Origin of the sequence: Halomonas litopenaei, from assembly GCF_003045775.1 — a bacterium.
GTDB lineage: Bacteria > Pseudomonadota > Gammaproteobacteria > Pseudomonadales > Halomonadaceae > Halomonas > Halomonas litopenaei.
In genome coordinates, this window is record NZ_PXNS01000005.1 from 109,244 (window position 1) to 128,769 (window position 19,526).

Sequence of the window (19,526 nt, forward strand, 5' to 3'; positions counted from 1 at the left end):
GATCGCGACCAGAGGGGAGGTGCATCGTGCACGAACAGACGCTGCCGAGCTGGCCGCTTGATTGCCCCTACTGCGATGCCCATATCGAGCTGGTGGTGGACACCTCCCAGGGCAGCCACGAGACCTGGGAAGACTGCCCCCAGTGCTGTGCGCCGATCCACTACCGTATCGAGGTGGATGCGGTGACCGAGGATATCGTCTCGGTGGCCGCCGGCGATGATGACGAGGTCATGTGACAGGGCTCATGTGATGGAAGTGTCATGCGCCGCTGTGGGCCGCGTAACGATCTCATTCGAGCCTGGCGGATGTCGATGACGGCGTCATTGCGACGTCATCGCCGTCGGGTGACAATAGCCGGCGACTATCGGGTCGATGGCCCAGGTCGATTGGCCCGGTGTGGTTCGCTGGCCTAGGGTGACATCCGGTATTTGCCCCTGATTCTTGAACCCTCACGTTTCACTACTCCAAGGAGACTTTCATGAGCGTACTGGTAGGACGTCAAGCTCCCGATTTCGAAGCCGCCGCCGTCACCGGCAACGGCGAAATCGTCGAGAACTTCAAGCTGTCCGACAGCAACGGCAAGCTGCGCGTGCTGTTCTTCTGGCCGCTGGACTTCACCTTCGTGTGCCCGTCCGAGATCATCGCCCATGACAACCGTCTGGCGCAGTTCAAGGATCTGGGTGTCGAGGTGATCGGTGTCTCCATCGATTCCCAGTTCACCCACTACGCCTGGCGCAAGACCAGCCCGGACGCCGGTGGTATCGGTGAGGTCGGCTTCCCGATCGTGGCCGACGTCAAGCACGAGATCACCCAGGCGTACGGCATCGAGCATCCGGAAGCCGGTGTCGCCCTGCGCGCCTCCTTCCTGATCGACGAGGATGGCGTGGTGCAGCATCAGGTGGTCAACAACCTGCCGCTGGGCCGCAACGTCGATGAGATGGTGCGTATGGTCAAGGCCCTGCAGCACCACCAGAAGCACGGCGAAGTCTGCCCGGCTGGCTGGGACGAAGGCCAGGAAGGCATGAAGGATACCGCTGAAGGTGTCGCCAAGTACCTGGGTACTCACTCCAGCGAGCTGTAAGACGCTGCCAGCGCTCACCGCCAGGTGAGCCGACTCGGGACAGCCCGAGCAGTGTCACGACGGGGCGGCCTGGCCGCCCCGTTGCGTATATCCTCGGCATGCTGGTGTGCTGGCCAGTCGCGACAGACCCTTGCGCGGCAGACAGCATCCTGTTGACCCGAGTTTCGGGTGGATTGGCTCATGACGACGCTGCGTCGCCGTCATCATCGAATCCATTTTCCTTTAGCGTCGCGGCCCCCCAGGGGAGCCCCCGGCTTAGTCAAGTTAGTCTTGTGAGGTAGCCATGAGCGAAGTGCGCCACGAACGTCTGATCATCCTGGGCTCGGGGCCTGCCGGCTACAGTGCGGCGGTCTACGCTGCGCGGGCCAATCTCAAGCCGCTGTTGATCACCGGCATGCAGACAGGCGGTCAGTTGACCACCACCACCGACGTGGACAACTGGCCAGGTGACGACGCCGGCGTCCAGGGGCCGGAGCTGATGGAGCGCATGCGCCGTCACGCCGAGCGATTCGATACCGAGGTGCTGTTCGACCATATCCACGAGGTGGAACTGCGCGAACGTCCCTTCACCTTGAAGGGCGACAACGGCACCTACACCTGCGACGCCCTGATCATCGCTACCGGGGCCAGTGCGCGCTACCTGGGGCTGCCCTCGGAGCAGCAGTTCATGGGCCAAGGCGTATCGGCCTGCGCCACCTGCGATGGCTTCTTCTATCGCAACCAGGAAGTGATCGTGGTGGGCGGCGGCAACACCGCCGTGGAAGAGGCGCTTTACCTGTCCAATATCGCCTCCAAGGTCACCCTGGTGCACCGCCGCGACAGCCTCAGGGCGGAGAAGATTCTGCAGGACAAGCTGTTCGAGAAAGCCGAGAACGGCAACGTCGAACTGATCTGGAACCACACCCTGGACGAGGTGCTGGGGGACAACACCGGGGTCACCGGTGCGCGGCTCAAGGCGGTCGAGGACGGTTCGACCCGCGAGATCACTGCACCCGGCGTGTTCATCGCCATCGGTCATAGCCCCAACACCGGCATCTTCGAGGGCCAGCTCGAGATGGCAGGCGGCTATATCAAGGTCAAGTCAGGCCTCGAGGGCAACGCCACCGCCACCAGCGTGCCCGGTGTGTTCGCCGCCGGCGACGTCATGGATCACGTCTATCGTCAGGCGATCACCTCCGCTGGCAGCGGCTGCATGGCGGCGCTGGACGTGGAGCGCTACCTGGACAGCCTCGACTGACGCTATCGTCAGGCGCGATATCACTGCCTCCGCCGGCACTATCGATATCGATCTGATACAAAAAACATCGCCAGGCATTTGCCTGGCGGTGTTCTTGTTGATGGCATCCGCCGGGGGGGGGGGGCAGCGGCGGAGCAGTACTGTCCTGTCCGCCGGGCCGGGCCTCAATAGTGTGGCGGCAACTCGTCCTCGGGGCCGGGGGCATCGCCCAGTCCGCGGTCGTTGCTGGCCGCCAGTTCGCGTAGCCTTTCCTGCATCAGGCGATTGATGCGTTCCAGCTCCATCATTCGGCGCTCCTGGCCGGCGATGGTGGCGTCCAGGCTGTCCAGCCAGTGTTCCTGGTAGGCCAGACGGCTCTCCAGTTCTTCGACACGCTTTGCTAGATCGGCGGACGACTTGTCAATACCCGTGATAGACTCATGTTGCGGTGTGTCACTGTTCATCGTGTCAACTGCCTGCCTTGGGCTTTTTTCGAGAAGTCGTGGCGGAAGGATCTCGTCTGTGTATCGTGCATGGCCGCGGATCCCATGGTCATTCCACCTGTTTTCACCATAAGAAGAGAGTTTTTCACGTCCATGAAAAAAAGGGTATTCGTTCGTTGTTGTGTGATCAGTCTGCTGTTGGCCGCGCCTGCACCGCTGCTGATTGCTCTTGCCGTCAGCCTGGTGACCGGGCTGTCCGTCGAGGAGTTGCACGGCGCCATCGCCGAGGAGGCACTGCTGCATGGCTACCTTGCCGCTGCCGGAGCGGTCTTTGGCGTGTTGCTGGTAGCCACCCTGGCCCTCAATGCCCTGACGCCAAGGCTGGTCAACCTGGCCGAGGTCGAGGATGACGATCGCGAGATCGGCGAGGTCAAGTGGTTCAATGTCAACAAGGGCTACGGCTTCATCACCCGTGACGGGGGCGAGGACGTCTTTGTTCACTTCCGTGCCATCCGCGGCCGGGGCCATCGCACCCTGGCCGAAGGCCAGAGAGTACGCTACTACGTGATCGAGAACGAGCGCGGCCTGCAGGCCGACGACGTCACCGTCATCACCTGAGCGCGATGCTCTCGCCATTGCCACGACGCCCCGCCTAGTGCGGGGCGTTGTCGTTTGTGGCGCCGCGGGTCTGCCTCTGCGCCCGTTTCAGTGCCCGGCTCAGGGCCAAACTGGGAGTGCCTCGTCAGTGTCCCGAGTCGGGCCAGTCGATGGCCGATTCGCTGCCGTCGGGTAACACCTGCAGGAAGCGGTCGGGGTCGTCGCCGGGCTGCCAGCCGCCCAGCGAGCAGCGCACCTCGCAGTCCAGCGCCAGGGCGGCGGCCCTGGCGAAGTCGGCGTCGGTGGGCCAGGGGGACTGGCCGCTGTCGAGCCAAAGGCTGGCGAAGCCATCGGCGGCCTTGCCGACCAGCAACACGGGAATGTCGGCACCATCGAGGTGACCTTCGGTGCGCCACTTGAGCTTGCCGCAGGGGGTCAGCGGCGGGGCATTCAGGGTGGCGCCGAGCCACTCGCCGATGCGCTCGGCGCTGGCCTCGCCAAGATAGATCTCGATATCCGGGTAGCGCTCGGTCATCACTTCAGCTCCTTGCGTCGGCGAACAGCCGCGTCAGGATGGCTTCGTAGACCCGGCTCAGGTCATCCAGGTCTGCGGCGCGCACGCGCTCGTCGACCTTGTGGATGGTGGCGTTGAGCGGGCCAAGTTCCACCACCTGGGCGCCTAGCGTGGCGATGAAGCGACCGTCGGAAGTACCGCCGGAGGTGGACAGCACCGGGGTGGTGCCGGTGACGTCGCGGACGCCGGCCACGGCGGCGTCGACCAGCGCCCCTTCGCGGGTCAGGAAGGGCTGGCCGTTGAGCGTCCAGTCGATCTCGAAGTCCAGGTCGAAGCCTCGCAGGATGGCCTCGGTGCGCTCGCGCAACTCGGCATCGGTGGTCTCGGTGGAGAAACGGAAGTTGAAGGTGGCCTCGACCTCGCCCGGGATCACATTGGTGGCACCGGTGCCGGCGCGCAGGTTCGAGATCTGGAAGCTGGTGGCAGGAAAGCAGTCGTTGCCGGCATCCCAGTGTTCGTTGGCGAGGGCGTCCAGCGCCGGTGCGATCTGGTGAATCGGGTTACGCGCCAGGTGAGGATAGGCCACGTGGCCCTGGATGCCGCGGACCTTGAGTACGCCGCCCAGCGAGCCGCGCCGGCCGTTCTTGATCACGTCGCCCAGGCGCTCGGTGGAAGAGGGCTCGCCGACGATGCAGTAGTCGAGGCGTTCGTTGCGCTCGCGCAGGTGCTCGACCACCGCACGAGTGCCATCCACCGCCGGGCCTTCCTCGTCGGCGGTGATCAGAAAGGCGATGCGTCCGGGGTGATCGGGGTGGGCGCTGACAAAGCGCTCCACCGCCGTGACCATGGCGGCCAGACTGCCTTTCATGTCGGCGGCGCCGCGACCGCGCAGCATGCCGTCGTCATCGATGATCGGGGCAAAGGGCGGGGTCTGCCACTGGTGCTCGGGTCCGGTGGGTACCACGTCGGTGTGGCCGGCGAAGGCCAGCACCGGGCCGTGGTGACCGTGCACCGCCCAGAAGTTTTCCACTTCGCCGAAGGGCAGCGACTCGATGTTGAAGCCCAGGCGCTCGAGGCGTTCGATCATCAGCGCCTGGCAGCCCATGTCGTCCGGGGTCACCGAAGGACGCCGCAACAGCTCGAGGGCAAGCTCCAGGGTGGGCGAGAGTGTCTCGGTGGTCGCGGGGGCGTCGGTCGGTGCAGGCAAGTCGGTAGTCGGCATAGCGGTCTCGAAGAAAGGCGGCGGCCAGGGCCGCCGCGCTCGGGATCAATTGTGGGCATGCAGCGCTTCGTTGAGGGCGATGGCGCTCTTGTTGGTCAGGCACTCGATACGGCCGTTGGTCGAGTTGCGACGCAGCAGCAGATCGTCCTGGCCGGCCAGTTCGCGGGCCGCCAGGGTGCGTACTTCCTGGCCCTGGTCATCGAGCAGGGTGACCTTGGCGCCGGCGGTGATGTAGAGCCCGGCCTCGACGGTGCAGCGGTCGCCCAGCGGGATACCGATACCGGCGTTGGCGCCGATCAGGCAGCCTTCACCCACCGAGATGATGATGTTGCCGCCACCTGACAGGGTACCCATGGTGGAACAGCCACCGCCCAGGTCGGAGCCCTTGCCGACCACCACGCCGGCCGAGATACGGCCCTCGATCATGCCCGGGCCTTCGGTGCCGGCGTTGAAGTTGACGAAGCCCTCGTGCATCACCGTGGTGCCCTCGCCCAGGTAGGCGCCCAGACGCACCCGTGCGGTGTCGGCGATGCGCACGCCATTGGGCACCACGTAGTCGGTCATCTTGGGGAACTTGTCGACACAGTCCACCGACAGGGTGCGACCTTCCAGGCGGGCCTTGAGGCGGCGTGCCGGCAGCTCGATGATGTCGATGGCGCCTTCGCTGCTCCAGGCAATATTGCGCAGCAGACCGAACATGCCGGTGAGGTCGAGCTGGTGCGGCTTGACCAGGCGATGGGACAGCAGGTGCAGCTTGAGGTAGACCTCCGGGGCGCTCTGGGGCGGCAGGTCCTCACTGATGAAGGTCGCCACCAGCGGACGCTGGCTGGCGCTGAGGCTGGCGGCCAGTTCGGCCTGCTCCGGGTGGCCGGCGTCGCGCAGGGCGTCGGCCAGGGCCTGGCAGTGTTCCGGCAGGAAGCTGACGGCGGCGGTGCCCTGGGGCGCGTCGAGTACCCGGGCGGCGGCCTCTACCAGGCTGGCGTCGGGGGCGAGCAGCGGCGCCGGGTAGTAGACCTCGAGCCAGTCGCCCTGGGTGTTCTGGGTGCCGATGCCGAGTGCAAAGCTGTGCATGCCGTATGTCCTTTTCGTAGGTACTGGAATTCGCAAAGAGGGGCGAAAAATTAGAGGTCGTCGTAGTCGCCGTCGCGATAGCCGACCAGGATGTCGTCGCCGGTGTCGAGCAGCGGGCGCTTGATCAGGGTCGGGTTGGCGAGCATCAATTCGCGGGCCTTGTTGGCGTCGACGTCGTTCTTGTCGTCGTCAGGTAGCTGGCGCCAGGTGGTGCTGCGCTTGTTGAGCAGGGTCAGCACCGGCACCGACTCGAGGAAGTGCTCGAGCAGGGCCGCCGATACGCCATCGGCGCGCAGGTCATGGACCTGGTAGGGGTGGCCGCTGCCGTCCAGCGCCTTCTGGGCCTTGCGGCAGGTATCGCAGTTCTTGATCACGTAGAGCGTCAGCATGGGGCCCGTCCTCAATGTTCGTTGGTCGTGGCGTCGGTCGGGATCAGCCGCGTGCGAGCAGGTCGCGGATGCGCTCGGCCGCTTCCCGAGTGGGGGCCAGTTCGTCCACCAGTGCCAGTCTCAGCCGACCGGCGCCCGGGTTGGTGCCGTCGCTGCCGGTTCTGCCCATGTAGCTGCCCGGCAGGACGCTGACGTGGGCCTCGGCGTAGAGTCGCCTGGTGAAGGCGGCGTCGTCACCGTCGGGGACCGCTGGCCACAGATAAAAGCTAGCCTCGGGGGCGGGAAAGTCCATCACCGGTGCGAGGATCTCGGTGACCGCGGCGAACTTGGCGCGGTAGGCGTCTCGGTTGTCGCGCACGTGGGCTTCGTCGGACCAGGCGGCGATCGAGGCCTGCTGGATCGGCTGCGCCATGGCGCAGCCGTGGTAGGTGCGGTAGCGACGAAAGCGGCTGATCAGCTCGGCGTCGCCTGCGACGAAGCCCGAGCGTAGCCCCGGCAGGTTCGAACGCTTGGACAGCGAGTGGAACACCAGGCAGCGGTGATAGTCGTGGCGCCCCATGGCGGCGGCGGCCTGCAACAGTCCCGGTGGTGGCGCCTGCTCATCCAGGTACAGCTCCGAGTAGCACTCGTCGGAGGCGATGATGAAGTCGTACTCGTCGGCCAGGGCGATCAACTGCTGGAACTCTTCGATCGGGGTCACCGCGCCGGTGGGGTTGCCCGGCGAACACAAGAACACCAGCTGCACCTGGCGCCAGGTGTCGGCGTCGACGGCCGAGAAATCCGGGCGGAAGTCGTTGTCGGCACGGCAGTCGAGGTATAGCGGGGTGCCGCCGGCCAGCAGGGCGGCGCCTTCATAGATCTGGTAGAAGGGGTTGGGCACCGCCACCCGCGCCGGGCGTGAGCGATCGAGACAGGCCTGGACGAAGGCGAAGATGGCCTCGCGGGTACCGTTGACCGGCAGCACCTGGTGCTCGGCGTCGAGCCCGTCCAGGCCGAAGCGGCTACTGGCCCAGTCGGCGATGGCCTGACGCAGCTCGGGCAGTCCGGCGATGGCCGGATAGCGGGCGAAGTCATGCTGATGTCGGACCAGGGCGTCGAGTGCCGCCTGGTAGGGCGCATGCTGTGGCTCGCCGATGGTCAGCGGACGATGGGCGAGGTCGGCTGGTGGCGTCAGGTCCGCCTTCAGCGCCGCCAGGCGCTCGAAGGGGTAGGGTTGCAAGGCGTCGAGATCAGGGTTCATGGGGTCCAGGCGCGCCCTTGGGGCGTCGTTGTCATCACGGGAGTGGGTGCCGTCGGCGCGGGGCGCGACCGGGCATCGATTATAGGGAAGGGGCGTACCAGCCTCAAATCGACGCGCCTTGCCTGCTGTGTGATTCAGGTCAGCTCGGCGGGGCCGCTAGACACTGAGGACGTCGATCAGCCGTTCGCGCAACTGCTGCTGGCGCTCGGGGTCGGTGATCGGTCGGCCTTCGCGGTCGGTGACGTAGAAGACGTCCTCGACGCGCTCGCCGAGGGTCGCGATCTTCGCCGCCGACAGGGTGATGCCCTGCTCCATGAAGATACTGCCGACCCGAGCCAGCAGGCCGGGCCGGTCCGGTGCGGTCAGCTCCAGCAGGGTGCGCTCGCCACCCGGGTCCTGTTCGATGGCCACCTGGGTGGCCACCTTGAAGTGCTTGAGCTGGCGCGGGGTGTGGCGGGTGACGATGGTCGGGTAGTCGTCCGGGTCGTCGAGCTCTTCGACCAGGTGGCGGCGAATCTCCTCGAGGCGGCTGGCGTCGCGGATCGGCTTGTCGTGGTCATCGAGCACGATGAAGGTGTTCAGCGTCCAGTCATTGAGCGAGGTGGCGATGCGCGCGTCGTGGATCGACAGCCCGAGCTGCTCCATGGCGGCGGCGGTGGCGGCGAACAGGTCATCCACCGAACGGGTATGGATAAATACCTTGGTCCCGCCCTCGGCCATGTCGTCGGTGGGCGCGTTGATCAGGATCAGCGGCAGCTCGCTGCCGGCGTGGGCCAGCATGCCCTGGGTCTGCCACACCACCTCGCTGGAGGCGTACTGCAGGAAGAAGTCCTCGCCGAGCGACTCCCACAGGGCGTCGACCCGCGCCATGTCGGCGCCGATCGTGGCCAGCAGCGAGTGCGCCTCCTCGCGGGTCTCGCGGACCCAGTCGGCGCGCTCCAGCGGGTTCTCGAGGCCACGCCGCAGCGCCCGCCGTGTCTCGGCGTGGAGCTGGCGCATCAGCGAGGCGCGCCAGCCATTCCACAGGGTGGGATTGGTCGCGGTAATGTCGGCCACGGTGAGGATGTACAGGTAGTCCAGGCGGGTCTCGTCGCCGACGCTGGCGGCGAAGTCGCGGATCACCTCGGGGTCGGTGATGTCGCGCTTCTGGGCGATCATCGACATCAGCAGGTGGTTTTCCACCAGCCAGCTGACCAGTCGGGTATCACGCTGGCTGAGCCCGTGGCGTTCGGCGAAATCCTCGACCTCGCGGGCGCCGATCAGCGAATGATCGCCGCCGCGGCCCTTGCCGATGTCGTGGAACAGCCCGGCGATCCACAGGATCTCCATCTTCGGCGCCTGGTGAATCAGGGTCGCCGCCACCGGGAACTCCTTCTTCGCCTCGGGCTTGCGGAAGCCGTGCAAGCACTTCAGCAGGCGCAGGGTGTGGGCGTCCACGGTGTAGATATGGAACAGATCGTGCTGCATCAGGCCGACCGCCTGGCCGAAGGCCGGCAGATACTTGCCCAGCACCCCGTAGCGATTCATCCGGCGTAGCTGGCGGGCGACATTGCCACCGGAGCGCAACAGCGCCATGAACAGCGCCTGGTGACGCGGGTCGTTGCGGTAGCGGTCGTCCATCAGGTGGCGATGGTCGCGGATCAGGCGGATGGTGTCGGCGCGTACGCCTTCGATCTCGGGGTGCTCGGCCATCAGGTAGAACAGCTCGAGCAGCGCCGCCGGCTGGTCGCGGAACAGGGTCCGCGAGCGCACCTGGATGTAGCCGCCGGCGATCTCGAAACGCTCGTTCAGCGGGGTCACGCTGATCGGGGTGTCGGGCCTCAGGATCTGTTCGTCGAAGTGCTGCAGCAGCATGTCGTTGAGCCCGGCCAGGGCGGTGACATGGCGGTAGTAGCGCTTCATGAACTGTTCCACCGCCAGGCGCTCGGGACTGTCGCGGTAGCCGAACAGCTCGGCGATGGTGTTCTGGTGGTCGAACAGCAGCCGATCCTCGGCGCGCCCGGTGAGCATGTGCAGGGCGTAGCGGACCTGCCACAGGAAGGCCTGCCCCTGGCTCAGGATGCGGTGCTCGGCATCGTTCATGAAGCCCTTGGCGACCACGTCCTCGTAGGACTCGGTATCGAAGTGGCGCTTGGCCACCCAGCCGATCATCTGGATATCGCGAAGCCCCCCGGGGGAGCTCTTGATGTTCGGCTCGAGGTGATACTCGGAGTTGTTGAAGCGGTAGTGGCGGGTGATCTGCTCCTGCCACTTGGCCTCGAAGAAGCGGTCTGCCGGCCACATGCGCTCGCCGGACAGGCGCTCGCGCATGGCCTGGCGCAGGGCCTCGCGGCCGGCCAGGGTGCGTGACTCGAGCAGATTGGTGATGACGGTGACGTCGGCCTTCGCCTCGCGCTCGCAGTCGTTGAGCGAGCGCACGCTGTGGCCGATCTCGAGACCGATGTCCCACAGGAAGGTGATGAAGGCGGTCAGCGGCTCGCGGTAGGGCGTGTCATCGTCGTCCTCGAGCAGGAACATCAGGTCGATGTCCGAATGAGGGTGCAGCTCACCGCGGCCGTAGCCCCCCACCGCCAGTAGCGCTACACCATCGTCCAGGCCTGGCTGGCGTGCCCAGGCCAGCGCCAGCAGCTGGTCCAGGCACCAGGCCCGTCCTCGCACCAGGTCGCGGATGTCGGCGCCGCCGAGGAAGCGCTCGTCCAGCCGCGACTGGATCTCCTTGAGCGCGCCCTTGAAGGGCGCGATGGGGGAGCGCTGGCCCTCGAGCTGGCGAGCGAAGTCGTCGAAGTCGAACAGCTCGAATTCCGGTGCGAAGCGATAGTGGTGCAGCAGCATGGGCTCTCAGCGCTCGAGGAAGGACAGGTCTTCGTCGGAACGGGCGGTCAGCACCTCGACCCCCGTCTCGGTCACCAGCAGGGTGTGCTCCCACTGGGCGGTCAGCCCCTTGTCCTTGGTCACGGCGGTCCAGCCATCGCGCAGTACCTTGGTGCGATGGTCGCCGACGTTGATCATCGGTTCGATGGTGAAGCACATGCCGGCGGCCAGTTCGATATCCGCCTCGGGGGCGTAGCCGTCATAGTGCAGCACCTGGGGGTCCTCGTGGAAGCCGGCGCCGATGCCGTGGCCGCAGAAGTCACGCACCACCGAATAGCCGTTGGCCTTGGCGTGGCTCTCGATGGCCCGGGCCAGCTCCGACAGGCGGGCACCAGGGCGCACCAGCGCCATGCTGCGGTAGAGGCACTCCTGGGTGACCCGGCACAGCCGCTCGCCCTGGATGGTCTCGCCGATGATGAACATCACGCTGGAGTCACCGTGGTAGCCGTCGGCGGTCCTTACGGTGATGTCCATGTTCATGATGTCACCCTTCTTCAGCTTCTTGCTGTCGTCGGGGATGCCGTGGCAGACCACGTGGTTGATCGAGGTGCAGATCGACTTGGGAAAGCCGTGATAGTTGAGCGGCGCGGGGGTGGAGCCGAGCTCGTTGACGATGTAGTCGTGGCACAGCTTGTCCAGATGGCCTGTGCTGACGCCGGCTTCCACGTGGGGGGCGATCATCTCCAGCACACTGGCGGCCTGGCGGCCGGCTTCGCGCATCTTCTCGATTTCTTCGGGCGTCTTGATGGGTACGTTCATGGAATCTCGGTCTGGGTGGTGTCGCCCCGGCGCAGGCGGCTGAGCCGAGTCGCTGGCTCGCGGCGACGATGACCGCGGCGACTCCGGGGAGGGACGCGTCGAGGTGCGCGAGACGTTGGGCGACTTCAATTCGAAGGTCATCCATGGTATAAAGCTGCGCGCTTTCCTGCAATCGCCGTTCCTTGCTGGTGTTTTCGTCGAGACCTTGGTCTTGCGATCGCCTGCAACGGGATAGCCCGCTGGCGAGCGACAAACAGTAGAAGAGGTCTCCATGACGGAGCCTCGCGCCTTGAAAACACACACGCACCGACACATGGTCCCGGGTGCCTGAGGGAAACCTCTGGTCGGATCCATGGGGTGCGTGGAGGCCTAACCCGATTTTTCAGGAGTCATCCATGGCACACGTCAATATGCGTGACCTGCTCAAGGCAGGCGCACACTTCGGTCACCAGACCCGTTACTGGAACCCGAAGATGGGCAAGTTCATCTTCGGCGCTCGTAACAAGATTCACATCATCAACCTCGAGCATACCCTTCCGGCGCTCAACGAGGCGATCGATGTGGTCGAGAAGATGGCCGCTTCCAACAACAAGATCCTGTTCGTCGGTACCAAGCGTAGCGCGAGCAAGATCATCAAGGAAGAAGCGAACCGTGTGAGTCAGCCGTTCGTCAACCACCGCTGGCTCGGCGGCATGCTGACGAACTACAAGACCATTCGTCAGTCCATCAAGCGTCTGCGCGAACTCGAAACCATGCACGAAGATGGCACCTTCGAGAAGCTGACCAAGAAAGAAGTCCTGATGGCCACCCGCGAGCAGGACAAGCTCGAGCGTTCCATCGGCGGTATCAAGGATATGGGCGGCCTGCCGGACGCACTGTTCGTGATCGACGTCGACCACGAGCGCATCGCCATCAACGAGGCGAACAAGCTGGGCATCCCGGTCATCGGTGTGGTCGACACCAACTCCGATCCGGACGGCGTCGACTACGTGATCCCGGGCAACGATGACTCCATCCGCGCCATCCAGATCTACGTCAAGGCCATCGCCGATGCCTGTGGCCGTGCGAAGGAAGGTCGCCCCGATGAGTTCGTCGAAGTGACCGACAGCGAAGGCGACGCCGCCGCTGCCGCTGCCGAGTAAGCTTCGGCCCGCCTGGGCCAGCCGATCGCGCAAGCGATCCACGCCGGACAGGCGCAAAGGGGGCCGTGGCCCCCTTTTCTCTACTTCAGGCCCGCGGTAATACCGAGGGTCTCTCCGACACCCAGGTCGAACCATTTAGAGGTGAATACCATGGCAGCTATCAGCGCCTCCCAGGTCAAGGAACTGCGCGAGCGTACCGGGCTCGGCATGATGGAGTGCAAGAAGGCACTCACCGAAGCCGGCGGTGACATCGAGCAGGCCATCGAGGATCTGCGCAAGAACTCCGGTCTCAAGGCCGCCAAGAAGGCCGGTCGTACCGCCGCTGAAGGTGTCGTCGTCACTCGTGTGGCCGAAGACGGTGCCTACGGTGTGATGGTCGAGATCAACTCCGAGACCGACTTCGTTGCCCGTGACGACAACTTCAAGGCCTTCGCCGACAAGATCGCCGACGCCTTCTTCGCCGCCAAGAGCGACGACGTGGCCGCAGTGACCGAAGGCGAGCTGGAAACCGCCCGCGAGCAGCTGGTGCAGAAGATCGGCGAGAACATCGGCGTGCGCCGTGCCGTCGTCGTCGACGCCGCTGAAGGCAACCTGGTGGGTGCCTATGTGCACGGTGGCCGCATCGGCGTGCTGACCGAGCTCAAGGGCGGCACCCAGGAAGCCGCCAAGGACGTGTCCATGCACGTCGCCGCGATCAACCCGACCGTGGCCCGTCCCGAGGACATGCCCCAGTCTGCCCTCGACGAGGAAAAGGCCATCATCCTGGCTCAGCCGGACATGGCCGGCAAGCCTGAGCAGATCGCCGAGAAGATGGTCCAGGGCCGTCTGAAGAAGTACCTGGCCGAGAACAGCCTGACCGAGCAGCCCTTCGTCAAGGACCCGAACCAGAGCGTGGCCGAGTTCGTCAAGGCCGCCGGTGGTGAAGTGGTCGGCTTCACTCGCTTTGAAGTGGGCGAGGGCATCGAGAAGGAAGAGGTCGACTTCGCCAAGGAAGTCATGGAACAGGCCAAGCGTAGCTAAGGTCCAAGGTTCCAAACTGTGCCTGCACAGTGTAATGATGGCGTGCGCGAAAGCGCACGCCTTCGTGTATGCGTCAGCGGTGGGTGTCTCGCGGCCTGACCGACCGCCACCCGACCCAGTCAAGCCCAAAGCGGAGAAATGCCATGAGCAGCGTCGATTCTTCCCCCCTGTCCAAGTCCGAGAAGCCCCGTGCCGCGGTGTCGAAGTACAAGCGCATCCTGCTGAAGCTCTCGGGTGAGGCGTTGACCGGGGATGCCGACTTTGGCATCGACCCCAAGGTACTGGACCGCATGGCGCTGGAGATCGGGCAACTGGTCGGTATCGGTGTCCAGGTCGGTATCGTGGTCGGTGGCGGCAACCTGTTCCGCGGTGCCGCCCTGCACGAGGCCGGCATGGAGCGCGTGACCGGTGACCACATGGGGATGCTGGCCACGGTGATGAACGCCCTGGCCATGCGTGATGCGCTGGAGCGCTCGAACATCCGTTCTCGAGTGATGTCGGCCATTCCCATGAGCGGCGTGGTGGAGCACTACGATCGGCGCACGGCGATTCGCTACCTGACCTCCGGTGACGTGGTACTGTTCTCCGCCGGTACCGGCAATCCCTTCTTCACCACCGATTCCGCCGCCTGTCTGCGCGGTATCGAGATCGACGCCGATGTGGTGGTCAAGGCCACCAAGGTGGATGGCGTCTACAACAAGGATCCGGTCAAGTTCGACGATGCCGTGAAGTACGACGAACTGTCCTATGATGACGCCCTCGATCAGAAGCTCGGGGTGATGGATTTGACCGCGATTTGCCTGGTGCGGGACCATGACATGCCGGTCCGGGTCTTCAACATGAACAAGCCTGGCGCCCTGCTCAACCTGGTGGTGGGCGGCAAGGAAGGCACGCTGATTCACAGAGGGTGACATCGTGATCAACGAGATCAAGAAAGACGCAGAAGCAAGAATGCAGAAGACCGTCGAGTCGCTGCATCACAACCTGAACAAGATTCGTACCGGTCGTGCTCATCCCAGCATTCTGGACGCGGTGCAGGTCGAATACTACGGTTCCATGATGCCGCTCAACCAGGTGGCCTCGGTCAACGTCGAGGACGCCCGCACCCTGGCCGTGGTGCCCTGGGAGCAGAGCATGGTGCCGAAGGTCGAGAAGGCCATCATGACCTCCGACCTGGGCCTCAACCCGGCGTCTGCCGGCAACGTGATCCGCGTGCCGATGCCGATGCTGACCGAGGAGACCCGCAAGGGCTACATCAAGCAGGCGCGTCAGGAGGCCGAGAACGCCCGGGTGGCGATCCGCAACGTGCGTCGTGACGCCAACAACGACCTCAAGGCGCTGCTCAAGGACAAGGATATCTCCGAGGACGAGGAGCGTCAGGGCGAGGACGAGATCCAGAAGATCACCGATCGCTTTGTCGCCGAGATCGACAAGACCCTGACCGCCAAGGAAGAGGACCTGATGCAGGTCTGAGGCGCCCTGGCGATACCCGTACCGGCCTGCCTGTGCGGCCGGGAGGGGGCGCGATACCGAGCGGTCACGCCTGGCGTGGCCGGTCGGCCGTTGGGTACTACCGCCGTTCAGCGATCCCTGGCGACTCCGCCATCGGTCATACTGTCTGGACTCCCCGGGTCAGGGATGCCTCGGGGCCTGATTCAACCGTCATGCGAGACACCATGAAGTCAACGCCGTCTCCCGAACTCCGCCCGTTACCGCCGACCGCGAGCCTGCCTCGCCATGTGGCGGTGATCATGGACGGCAACAATCGCTGGGCCAAGGCGCGCGGCCTGTCAGGAGTGCGTGGACACCACGCCGGCGTGGAGGCGGTCAGGGCCGTCATTCGTCGGGCGGCGGAGCGCCGCATCGAGACGCTGACGCTGTTCGCCTTCTCCAGCGAGAACTGGAAGCGCCCGGCGGCCGAGGTCAACGCCTTGATGGAACTGTTCCTGATGGCGCTCAAGCGTGAGGTCAAGAAGCTGCATGAGCATGACATTCGGTTGTCGGTGATCGGCGATACCTCTGGGTTTTCCTCGGCCATCCAGAAGCGCATCGAAGAGGCCGAGCGACTGACCTGCGACAACCAGGGGCTGCGCCTGGTGATCGCCGCCAACTACGGTGGTCAGTGGGACATCGCCCGGGCTGCGCGGCGGCTGGCCGAGCGAGTGGCCGCCGGCGAGCTCGATCCCGGCGCCATCGACGAGCAGGCGCTGGCCGATCAAGTCAGTCTGAGTGACGCCGCGCCGGTGGATCTGTGCATTCGCACCAGCGGTGAGCGGCGCATCTCGAACTTCCTGTTGTGGCAGCTGGCCTACGCCGAGCTGTACTTCACGCCCGTCCTGTGGCCGGACTTCGATGGCGAGGCCTTCGATGACGCCCTGGAGGATTTCTGCCGGCGCAAGCGCCGCTTCGGCATGACCGACGAACAGCTCGAGGCCCAGGGTGCTTAGACAGCGGATCATCACCGCAGCCTGGCTGGCGCCGCTGGCGCTGGCCGGGTTGTTCGGCCTGGAGGGCGGCCCCTTCGCCCTGTTCACCGCCGCCATCGTGGTGCTGGCGGGCTGGGAGTGGGCCAATCTGGCGGGGCTTGAGCGCGGGGCCTCGCGCCTGCTGCCACCGCTGGTGCTGGCCCTTGGCATGGCGCTGCTGTGGCATTTCGGCCAGCACCTGGCGCTGTGGCCACTGGTCATTGGCGCGCTGGGGTGGGCGCTGAATCTGTGGTGGGTGCTCGGTCATCCTGGGCGCAGCCATCAGTGGTCCTCGCGGGCGATGCGCCTGGCCATGGGAGCCTGGGTGCTGCTGCCGACCTGGGTCGGCTTCAATCTGCTGCGCGAGAGCGGCAGCGCCTGGCTTCTGTTCGTGCTGCTGCTGGTGTGGGGTGCCGACATCGGCGCCTACTTTGTCGGGCGTGCCCTGGGGCGGCGCAAGCTGGCACCCAACGTCAGCCCCGGCAAGTCCTGGGAGGGCGTCTATGGGGGCATGGCGGTCACCGCTGCGCTGGCGCTGGTGTTCGCGCTGTGGCAGCAGCTGTCGCTGTCGGCCGGTCTGGCGCTGGTGGCGTTGACCCTCGGCGTGACCCTGGTGTCGGTGCTCGGCGATCTGCTCGAGAGTATGCTCAAGCGCCATCGCGGCCTCAAGGACTCCAGCGCGCTGTTGCCGGGGCACGGCGGGGTGCTCGATCGCATCGACAGTCTTACCGCGGCGGTCCCGGTGTTCGCCCTGTTCTTTACCTGGCTGGTGCAAGCATGACGGCATCTGCAGTTTCTGCCTCGTCCCAAACCTCCTCGACCACCATCAAGGGCGTCTCGGTGCTCGGTGCTACCGGCTCCATCGGAACCAGTACCCTGGACGTCATCGCCCGCCACCCCGACCGCTATCGGGTCCACGCTCTCACCGCCCATCGCTCCCGCGAGGCCCTCTATCGTCAGTGCCTGACCCATCGTCCCGACGTGGCGGTGCTCGGCACGCCGACCGACGCCGACTGGCTGGCCACGCAGCTGAAAGAGGCCGGGCTTGCCACCGAGGTGCGTCACGGCGAAGCGGCTCTGGCCGAGGTGGCAAGCGCCCCTGAGGCCGAGGTGGTGATGGCGGCCATCGTCGGCGCGGCGGGCCTGTTGCCGACGCTGGCGGCGGTGCGGGCCGGCAAGCGCGTGCTGCTGGCCAACAAGGAGGCCCTGGTGATGTCCGGGGCCCTGTTCATGAAGGCGGTGGAGCAAAACGGTGCGGCGCTGTTGCCCATCGACTCCGAGCACAATGCGATCTTCCAGTGTCTGCCTGGCCAGCATCGTGGGGGACTCGGGCGCCACGGCGTGACTCAGCTGCTGCTGACCGCCTCGGGCGGGCCGTTTCGTGGATTCGATGCCGAGCGTCTGGCCCGGGTGACCCCGGATGAGGCCTGCGCCCACCCCAACTGGTCCATGGGGCGCAAGATCTCGGTGGACAGCGCCACCCTGATGAACAAGGGGCTGGAATTGATCGAGGCCTGCTGGCTGTTCGACGCCCGCCCCGAGCAGATCCAGGTGGTGGTGCACCCTCAGAGCGTGATCCATTCCATGGCCGCCTACAGCGATGGCTCGGTGCTGGCGCAGCTCGGCAATCCCGATATGCGCACCCCCATCGCCTACGGCCTGGCCTGGCCCGAGCGGATCGAGGCAGGGGTCGAGGCGCTGGACCTGTTTCAGGTGGCCAGGCTCGACTTCGAACCCGCCGACGAGGCCGCCTTTCCGTGCCTGCGGTTGGCCCGTGAGGCGATGGACGAGGGTGGGCTGCAGCCGGCGGTACTCAACGCTGCCAATGAGGTGGCGGTCGAGGCCTTTCTCGACGGGCGGCTTGGGTTCACCGAGATCCCCCGGCTGGTCGAGGCGGTGCGCGCAGGTGCCCCCGGTGGTGGTGCCGATGATCTGGAGGCGGTACTCGCCGCCGACCATGACGCCCGCGCGCGTGCCCGTGCCTGGCTGGAGGCGTTGTGATGATCGCGCATCCGGTTGAACCTTTTGCCTTTGGCGCTGCCGGAGCCTGGGAAGCGGCGGCGACGGCGGCCGTCGTGATACAGCCAAGGAGGCTTGCGTGGGCCTGATTCAAAATATTCTGGCCGTGATCGTCGTACTCGGCCTGCTGGTCACCTTCCATGAGTTCGGTCACTTCTGGGTGGCGCGGCGTTGCGGGGTCAAGGTACTGCGCTTCTCGGTAGGTTTCGGTAGCCCGCTGTGGTCACGTTTCGATCGCCATGGCACCGAATTCGCCATCGCCGCGATTCCGCTGGGCGGCTACGTCAAGATGCTCGACGAGCGCGAAGGCGAGGTGCCCGAGGACCAGCTCGATCAGGCGTTCAATCGCAAGTCGGTGTGGGCCCGCATGGCCATCGTTGCGGCGGGTCCGCTGGCCAACTTCCTGCTGGCACTGGTGGCTTACTGGGCGCTGTTCGTCGCCGGGACCACTACGGTGGTGCCGGTGGTGGGTGACGTCACCCCGCAGACGCCAGCGGCCGAGGCTGGCCTAGAGTCGGGGATGGAGCTGACCGCCATCGGTGGCGAGACGGTGCGCTCCTGGGACGAGGTCAATCTCAAGCTGGTGGCGGCCATCGGCGCCAGTGGCAGCCTGGAGATCGAGGCCCGCGAGGAGGGCTCGAGTGCCTCCCGCAGCTATCGCGCGCCGGTCGAGAACTGGCTGGTGGGGCAGGACCCGCCCGCGCCGCTGGCAACGCTCGGTATCGCCCCCTGGCGTCCCGACATGCCTGCCGTCATCGGCCAGGTGATGGAAGGGGAGCCCGCGGCCGAGGCAGGGTTGCAAGCCGGTGATCGTGTGCTGAGTATCGACGATCGCGCGGTGAGTGACTGGCCTGATCTGGTCGAGCGGGTCAGAGCGCGACCCGGCCAGACACTGTCGCTGGAGGTCGAGCGCAACGGCGAGTCGAAGGCGCTGAGTCTGACGCCGCGGATCAACCGGCTGGATGATGGAAGCGAGATCGGCTATATCGGTGCCGGCGTTGCCCCGGTAGACTGGCCCCAGCAGTACCAGCGGGAAATCCGCTACGGCCCCCTGGACGCAGTGGGGCAGGCGGCCTCACGTACCGCCGAGATGACGCTTTTGACGTTCGACGCCGTGCGCAAGATGGTGGTCGGCCTGATTTCGCCGACCAATCTGTCCGGGCCCATCACCATCGCTCGGATCGCCGGTGACACGGCGCGTTCCGGGCTCGAGAGCTTCATCAACTTCATGGCCTATCTGTCGATCAGCCTTGGGGTGCTCAACCTGCTGCCGATTCCGGTGCTCGACGGCGGCCATCTGCTGTACTACCTGGTCGAAGCGGTACGTGGGCGCCCGGTGTCCGAGCGCACCCAGGCCGTTGGCCTCAAGGTCGGGCTGGCGCTGGTGGGCACCCTGATGATCATGGCCCTGTACTTCGATGTGATGCGCTTGTGGTAGAAGTTGCCCCCGCCATCGACGTGGTGCGTGCGCAACAAC

The 19,526-nt window shown here is 65.6% G+C and carries 20 protein-coding genes; 12 read left to right on the forward strand and 8 right to left on the reverse strand.

All coding sequences use genetic code 11. The features are described from left to right. The first annotated feature begins 26 nt into the window (after nt 1–26). The 3 genes from C6W88_RS09320 (at nt 27) to trxB (ending at nt 2,318) form a co-directional block, all read left to right on the forward strand. Nucleotides 27–236 (forward strand): zinc ribbon domain-containing protein, encoded by a 210-nt coding sequence (locus C6W88_RS09320; protein WP_108132278.1) that lies wholly within the window; start codon nt 27–29, stop codon nt 234–236. A gap of 242 nt (nt 237–478) precedes the next feature. After that, entirely contained in the window at nt 479–1,081 is a 603-nt protein-coding gene (locus C6W88_RS09325) for a peroxiredoxin (protein ID WP_045991196.1), read from the forward strand. Between the two features lie 283 nt (nt 1,082–1,364). After that, nucleotides 1,365–2,318, forward strand: a complete 954-nt coding sequence (gene trxB, locus C6W88_RS09330; RefSeq protein WP_045991195.1) for a thioredoxin-disulfide reductase — start codon at nt 1,365–1,367, stop codon at nt 2,316–2,318. A gap of 164 nt (nt 2,319–2,482) precedes the next feature. On the opposite strand, the gene C6W88_RS09335 is transcribed toward trxB, so the two are convergent. Next, nucleotides 2,483–2,761, reverse strand: coding sequence for a SlyX family protein (locus C6W88_RS09335; protein ID WP_181248591.1), 279 nt, complete (start codon nt 2,759–2,761; stop codon nt 2,483–2,485). A gap of 132 nt (nt 2,762–2,893) precedes the next feature. Between C6W88_RS09335 and C6W88_RS21975 the strand changes: the two genes are divergently transcribed. Then, complete coding sequence (locus C6W88_RS21975; protein ID WP_045991194.1) at nt 2,894–3,358, forward strand: cold-shock protein; 465 nt, start codon at nt 2,894–2,896, stop codon at nt 3,356–3,358. 124 nt (nt 3,359–3,482) lie between these two features. On the opposite strand, the gene C6W88_RS09345 is transcribed toward C6W88_RS21975, so the two are convergent. The 7 genes from C6W88_RS09345 to map form a co-directional block, all read right to left on the reverse strand. Beyond that, nucleotides 3,483–3,872: a hypothetical protein gene (locus tag C6W88_RS09345; protein WP_045991193.1), complete on the reverse strand. Its 390-nt coding sequence runs from the start codon at nt 3,870–3,872 to the stop codon at nt 3,483–3,485. Between the two features lie 4 nt (nt 3,873–3,876). Then, complete coding sequence (gene dapE, locus C6W88_RS09350) at nt 3,877–5,073, reverse strand: succinyl-diaminopimelate desuccinylase (protein WP_045991192.1); 1,197 nt, start codon at nt 5,071–5,073, stop codon at nt 3,877–3,879. Nucleotides 5,074–5,118: 45 nt separating this feature from the next. Next, nucleotides 5,119–6,144 (reverse strand): 2,3,4,5-tetrahydropyridine-2,6-dicarboxylate N-succinyltransferase, encoded by a 1,026-nt coding sequence (gene dapD, locus C6W88_RS09355; RefSeq protein WP_108132279.1) that lies wholly within the window; start codon nt 6,142–6,144, stop codon nt 5,119–5,121. A gap of 50 nt (nt 6,145–6,194) precedes the next feature. Continuing rightward, nucleotides 6,195–6,533 carry an arsenate reductase gene (locus C6W88_RS09360; protein WP_108132280.1) on the reverse strand — a complete coding sequence of 113 codons (339 nt, stop codon included), beginning with the start codon at nt 6,531–6,533 and terminating at the stop codon, nt 6,195–6,197. Nucleotides 6,534–6,576: 43 nt separating this feature from the next. Next, complete coding sequence (gene dapC / locus C6W88_RS09365) at nt 6,577–7,773, reverse strand: succinyldiaminopimelate transaminase (protein WP_108132281.1); 1,197 nt, start codon at nt 7,771–7,773, stop codon at nt 6,577–6,579. Between the two features lie 156 nt (nt 7,774–7,929). Beyond that, nucleotides 7,930–10,605, reverse strand: a complete 2,676-nt coding sequence (locus C6W88_RS09370; protein WP_108132282.1) for a [protein-PII] uridylyltransferase — start codon at nt 10,603–10,605, stop codon at nt 7,930–7,932. A gap of 6 nt (nt 10,606–10,611) precedes the next feature. Then, nucleotides 10,612–11,403: a type I methionyl aminopeptidase gene (gene map / locus C6W88_RS09375; protein WP_045991187.1), complete on the reverse strand. Its 792-nt coding sequence runs from the start codon at nt 11,401–11,403 to the stop codon at nt 10,612–10,614. Between the two features lie 395 nt (nt 11,404–11,798). Between map and rpsB the strand changes: the two genes are divergently transcribed. From rpsB to rseP, 8 genes are all read left to right on the forward strand, one after another. Continuing rightward, the gene (rpsB, locus tag C6W88_RS09380) at nt 11,799–12,545 is read left to right on the forward strand and encodes a 30S ribosomal protein S2 (protein WP_045991186.1); all 747 of its coding nucleotides are present in this window, start codon (nt 11,799–11,801) and stop codon (nt 12,543–12,545) included. 150 nt (nt 12,546–12,695) lie between these two features. Then, nucleotides 12,696–13,565, forward strand: coding sequence for a translation elongation factor Ts (tsf, locus tag C6W88_RS09385; protein ID WP_045991185.1), 870 nt, complete (start codon nt 12,696–12,698; stop codon nt 13,563–13,565). A 143-nt stretch (nt 13,566–13,708) separates the two neighbouring features. Next, entirely contained in the window at nt 13,709–14,476 is a 768-nt protein-coding gene (pyrH, locus tag C6W88_RS09390; RefSeq protein ID WP_045991184.1) for a UMP kinase, read from the forward strand. A 4-nt stretch (nt 14,477–14,480) separates the two neighbouring features. Beyond that, the gene (gene frr / locus C6W88_RS09395) at nt 14,481–15,038 is read left to right on the forward strand and encodes a ribosome recycling factor (RefSeq protein ID WP_045991183.1); all 558 of its coding nucleotides are present in this window, start codon (nt 14,481–14,483) and stop codon (nt 15,036–15,038) included. Between the two features lie 203 nt (nt 15,039–15,241). After that, nucleotides 15,242–16,012, forward strand: coding sequence for a polyprenyl diphosphate synthase (gene uppS / locus C6W88_RS09400; protein ID WP_045991283.1), 771 nt, complete (start codon nt 15,242–15,244; stop codon nt 16,010–16,012). After that, on the forward strand, nt 16,005–16,811 hold the full coding sequence (locus tag C6W88_RS09405) for a phosphatidate cytidylyltransferase (protein WP_045991182.1): 807 nt from the start codon (nt 16,005–16,007) through the stop codon (nt 16,809–16,811). The genes uppS and C6W88_RS09405 overlap by 8 nt, the downstream gene beginning before the upstream one ends. Then, nucleotides 16,808–18,031 (forward strand): 1-deoxy-D-xylulose-5-phosphate reductoisomerase, encoded by a 1,224-nt coding sequence (ispC, locus tag C6W88_RS09410; protein WP_108132284.1) that lies wholly within the window; start codon nt 16,808–16,810, stop codon nt 18,029–18,031. The genes C6W88_RS09405 and ispC overlap by 4 nt, the downstream gene beginning before the upstream one ends. A gap of 97 nt (nt 18,032–18,128) precedes the next feature. Further along, on the forward strand, nt 18,129–19,487 hold the full coding sequence (gene rseP, locus C6W88_RS09415) for an RIP metalloprotease RseP (protein WP_108132285.1): 1,359 nt from the start codon (nt 18,129–18,131) through the stop codon (nt 19,485–19,487). The last annotated feature ends 39 nt before the right edge of the window (nt 19,488–19,526 follow it).

Excerpts from the sequence above, each read along its gene's own strand:
- rpsB (WP_045991186.1), top strand. The coding sequence starts at position 11,799 with ATGGCACACGTCAATATGCGTGACCTGCTCAAGGCAGGCGCACACTTC.
- C6W88_RS09335 (WP_181248591.1), bottom strand. The coding sequence starts at position 2,761 with ATGAACAGTGACACACCGCAACATGAGTCTATCACGGGTATTGACAAG.
- C6W88_RS21975 (WP_045991194.1), top strand. The coding sequence starts at position 2,894 with ATGAAAAAAAGGGTATTCGTTCGTTGTTGTGTGATCAGTCTGCTGTTG.
- trxB (WP_045991195.1), top strand. The coding sequence starts at position 1,365 with ATGAGCGAAGTGCGCCACGAACGTCTGATCATCCTGGGCTCGGGGCCT.
- C6W88_RS09370 (WP_108132282.1), bottom strand. The coding sequence starts at position 10,605 with ATGCTGCTGCACCACTATCGCTTCGCACCGGAATTCGAGCTGTTCGAC.
- dapC (WP_108132281.1), bottom strand. The coding sequence starts at position 7,773 with ATGAACCCTGATCTCGACGCCTTGCAACCCTACCCCTTCGAGCGCCTG.
- ispC (WP_108132284.1), top strand. The coding sequence starts at position 16,808 with ATGACGGCATCTGCAGTTTCTGCCTCGTCCCAAACCTCCTCGACCACC.
- C6W88_RS09360 (WP_108132280.1), bottom strand. The coding sequence starts at position 6,533 with ATGCTGACGCTCTACGTGATCAAGAACTGCGATACCTGCCGCAAGGCC.
- uppS (WP_045991283.1), top strand. The coding sequence starts at position 15,242 with ATGAAGTCAACGCCGTCTCCCGAACTCCGCCCGTTACCGCCGACCGCG.
- C6W88_RS09345 (WP_045991193.1), bottom strand. The coding sequence starts at position 3,872 with ATGACCGAGCGCTACCCGGATATCGAGATCTATCTTGGCGAGGCCAGC.
- pyrH (WP_045991184.1), top strand. The coding sequence starts at position 13,709 with ATGAGCAGCGTCGATTCTTCCCCCCTGTCCAAGTCCGAGAAGCCCCGT.
- dapD (WP_108132279.1), bottom strand. The coding sequence starts at position 6,144 with ATGCACAGCTTTGCACTCGGCATCGGCACCCAGAACACCCAGGGCGAC.
- dapE (WP_045991192.1), bottom strand. The coding sequence starts at position 5,073 with ATGCCGACTACCGACTTGCCTGCACCGACCGACGCCCCCGCGACCACC.
- C6W88_RS09325 (WP_045991196.1), top strand. The coding sequence starts at position 479 with ATGAGCGTACTGGTAGGACGTCAAGCTCCCGATTTCGAAGCCGCCGCC.
- map (WP_045991187.1), bottom strand. The coding sequence starts at position 11,403 with ATGAACGTACCCATCAAGACGCCCGAAGAAATCGAGAAGATGCGCGAA.
- tsf (WP_045991185.1), top strand. The coding sequence starts at position 12,696 with ATGGCAGCTATCAGCGCCTCCCAGGTCAAGGAACTGCGCGAGCGTACC.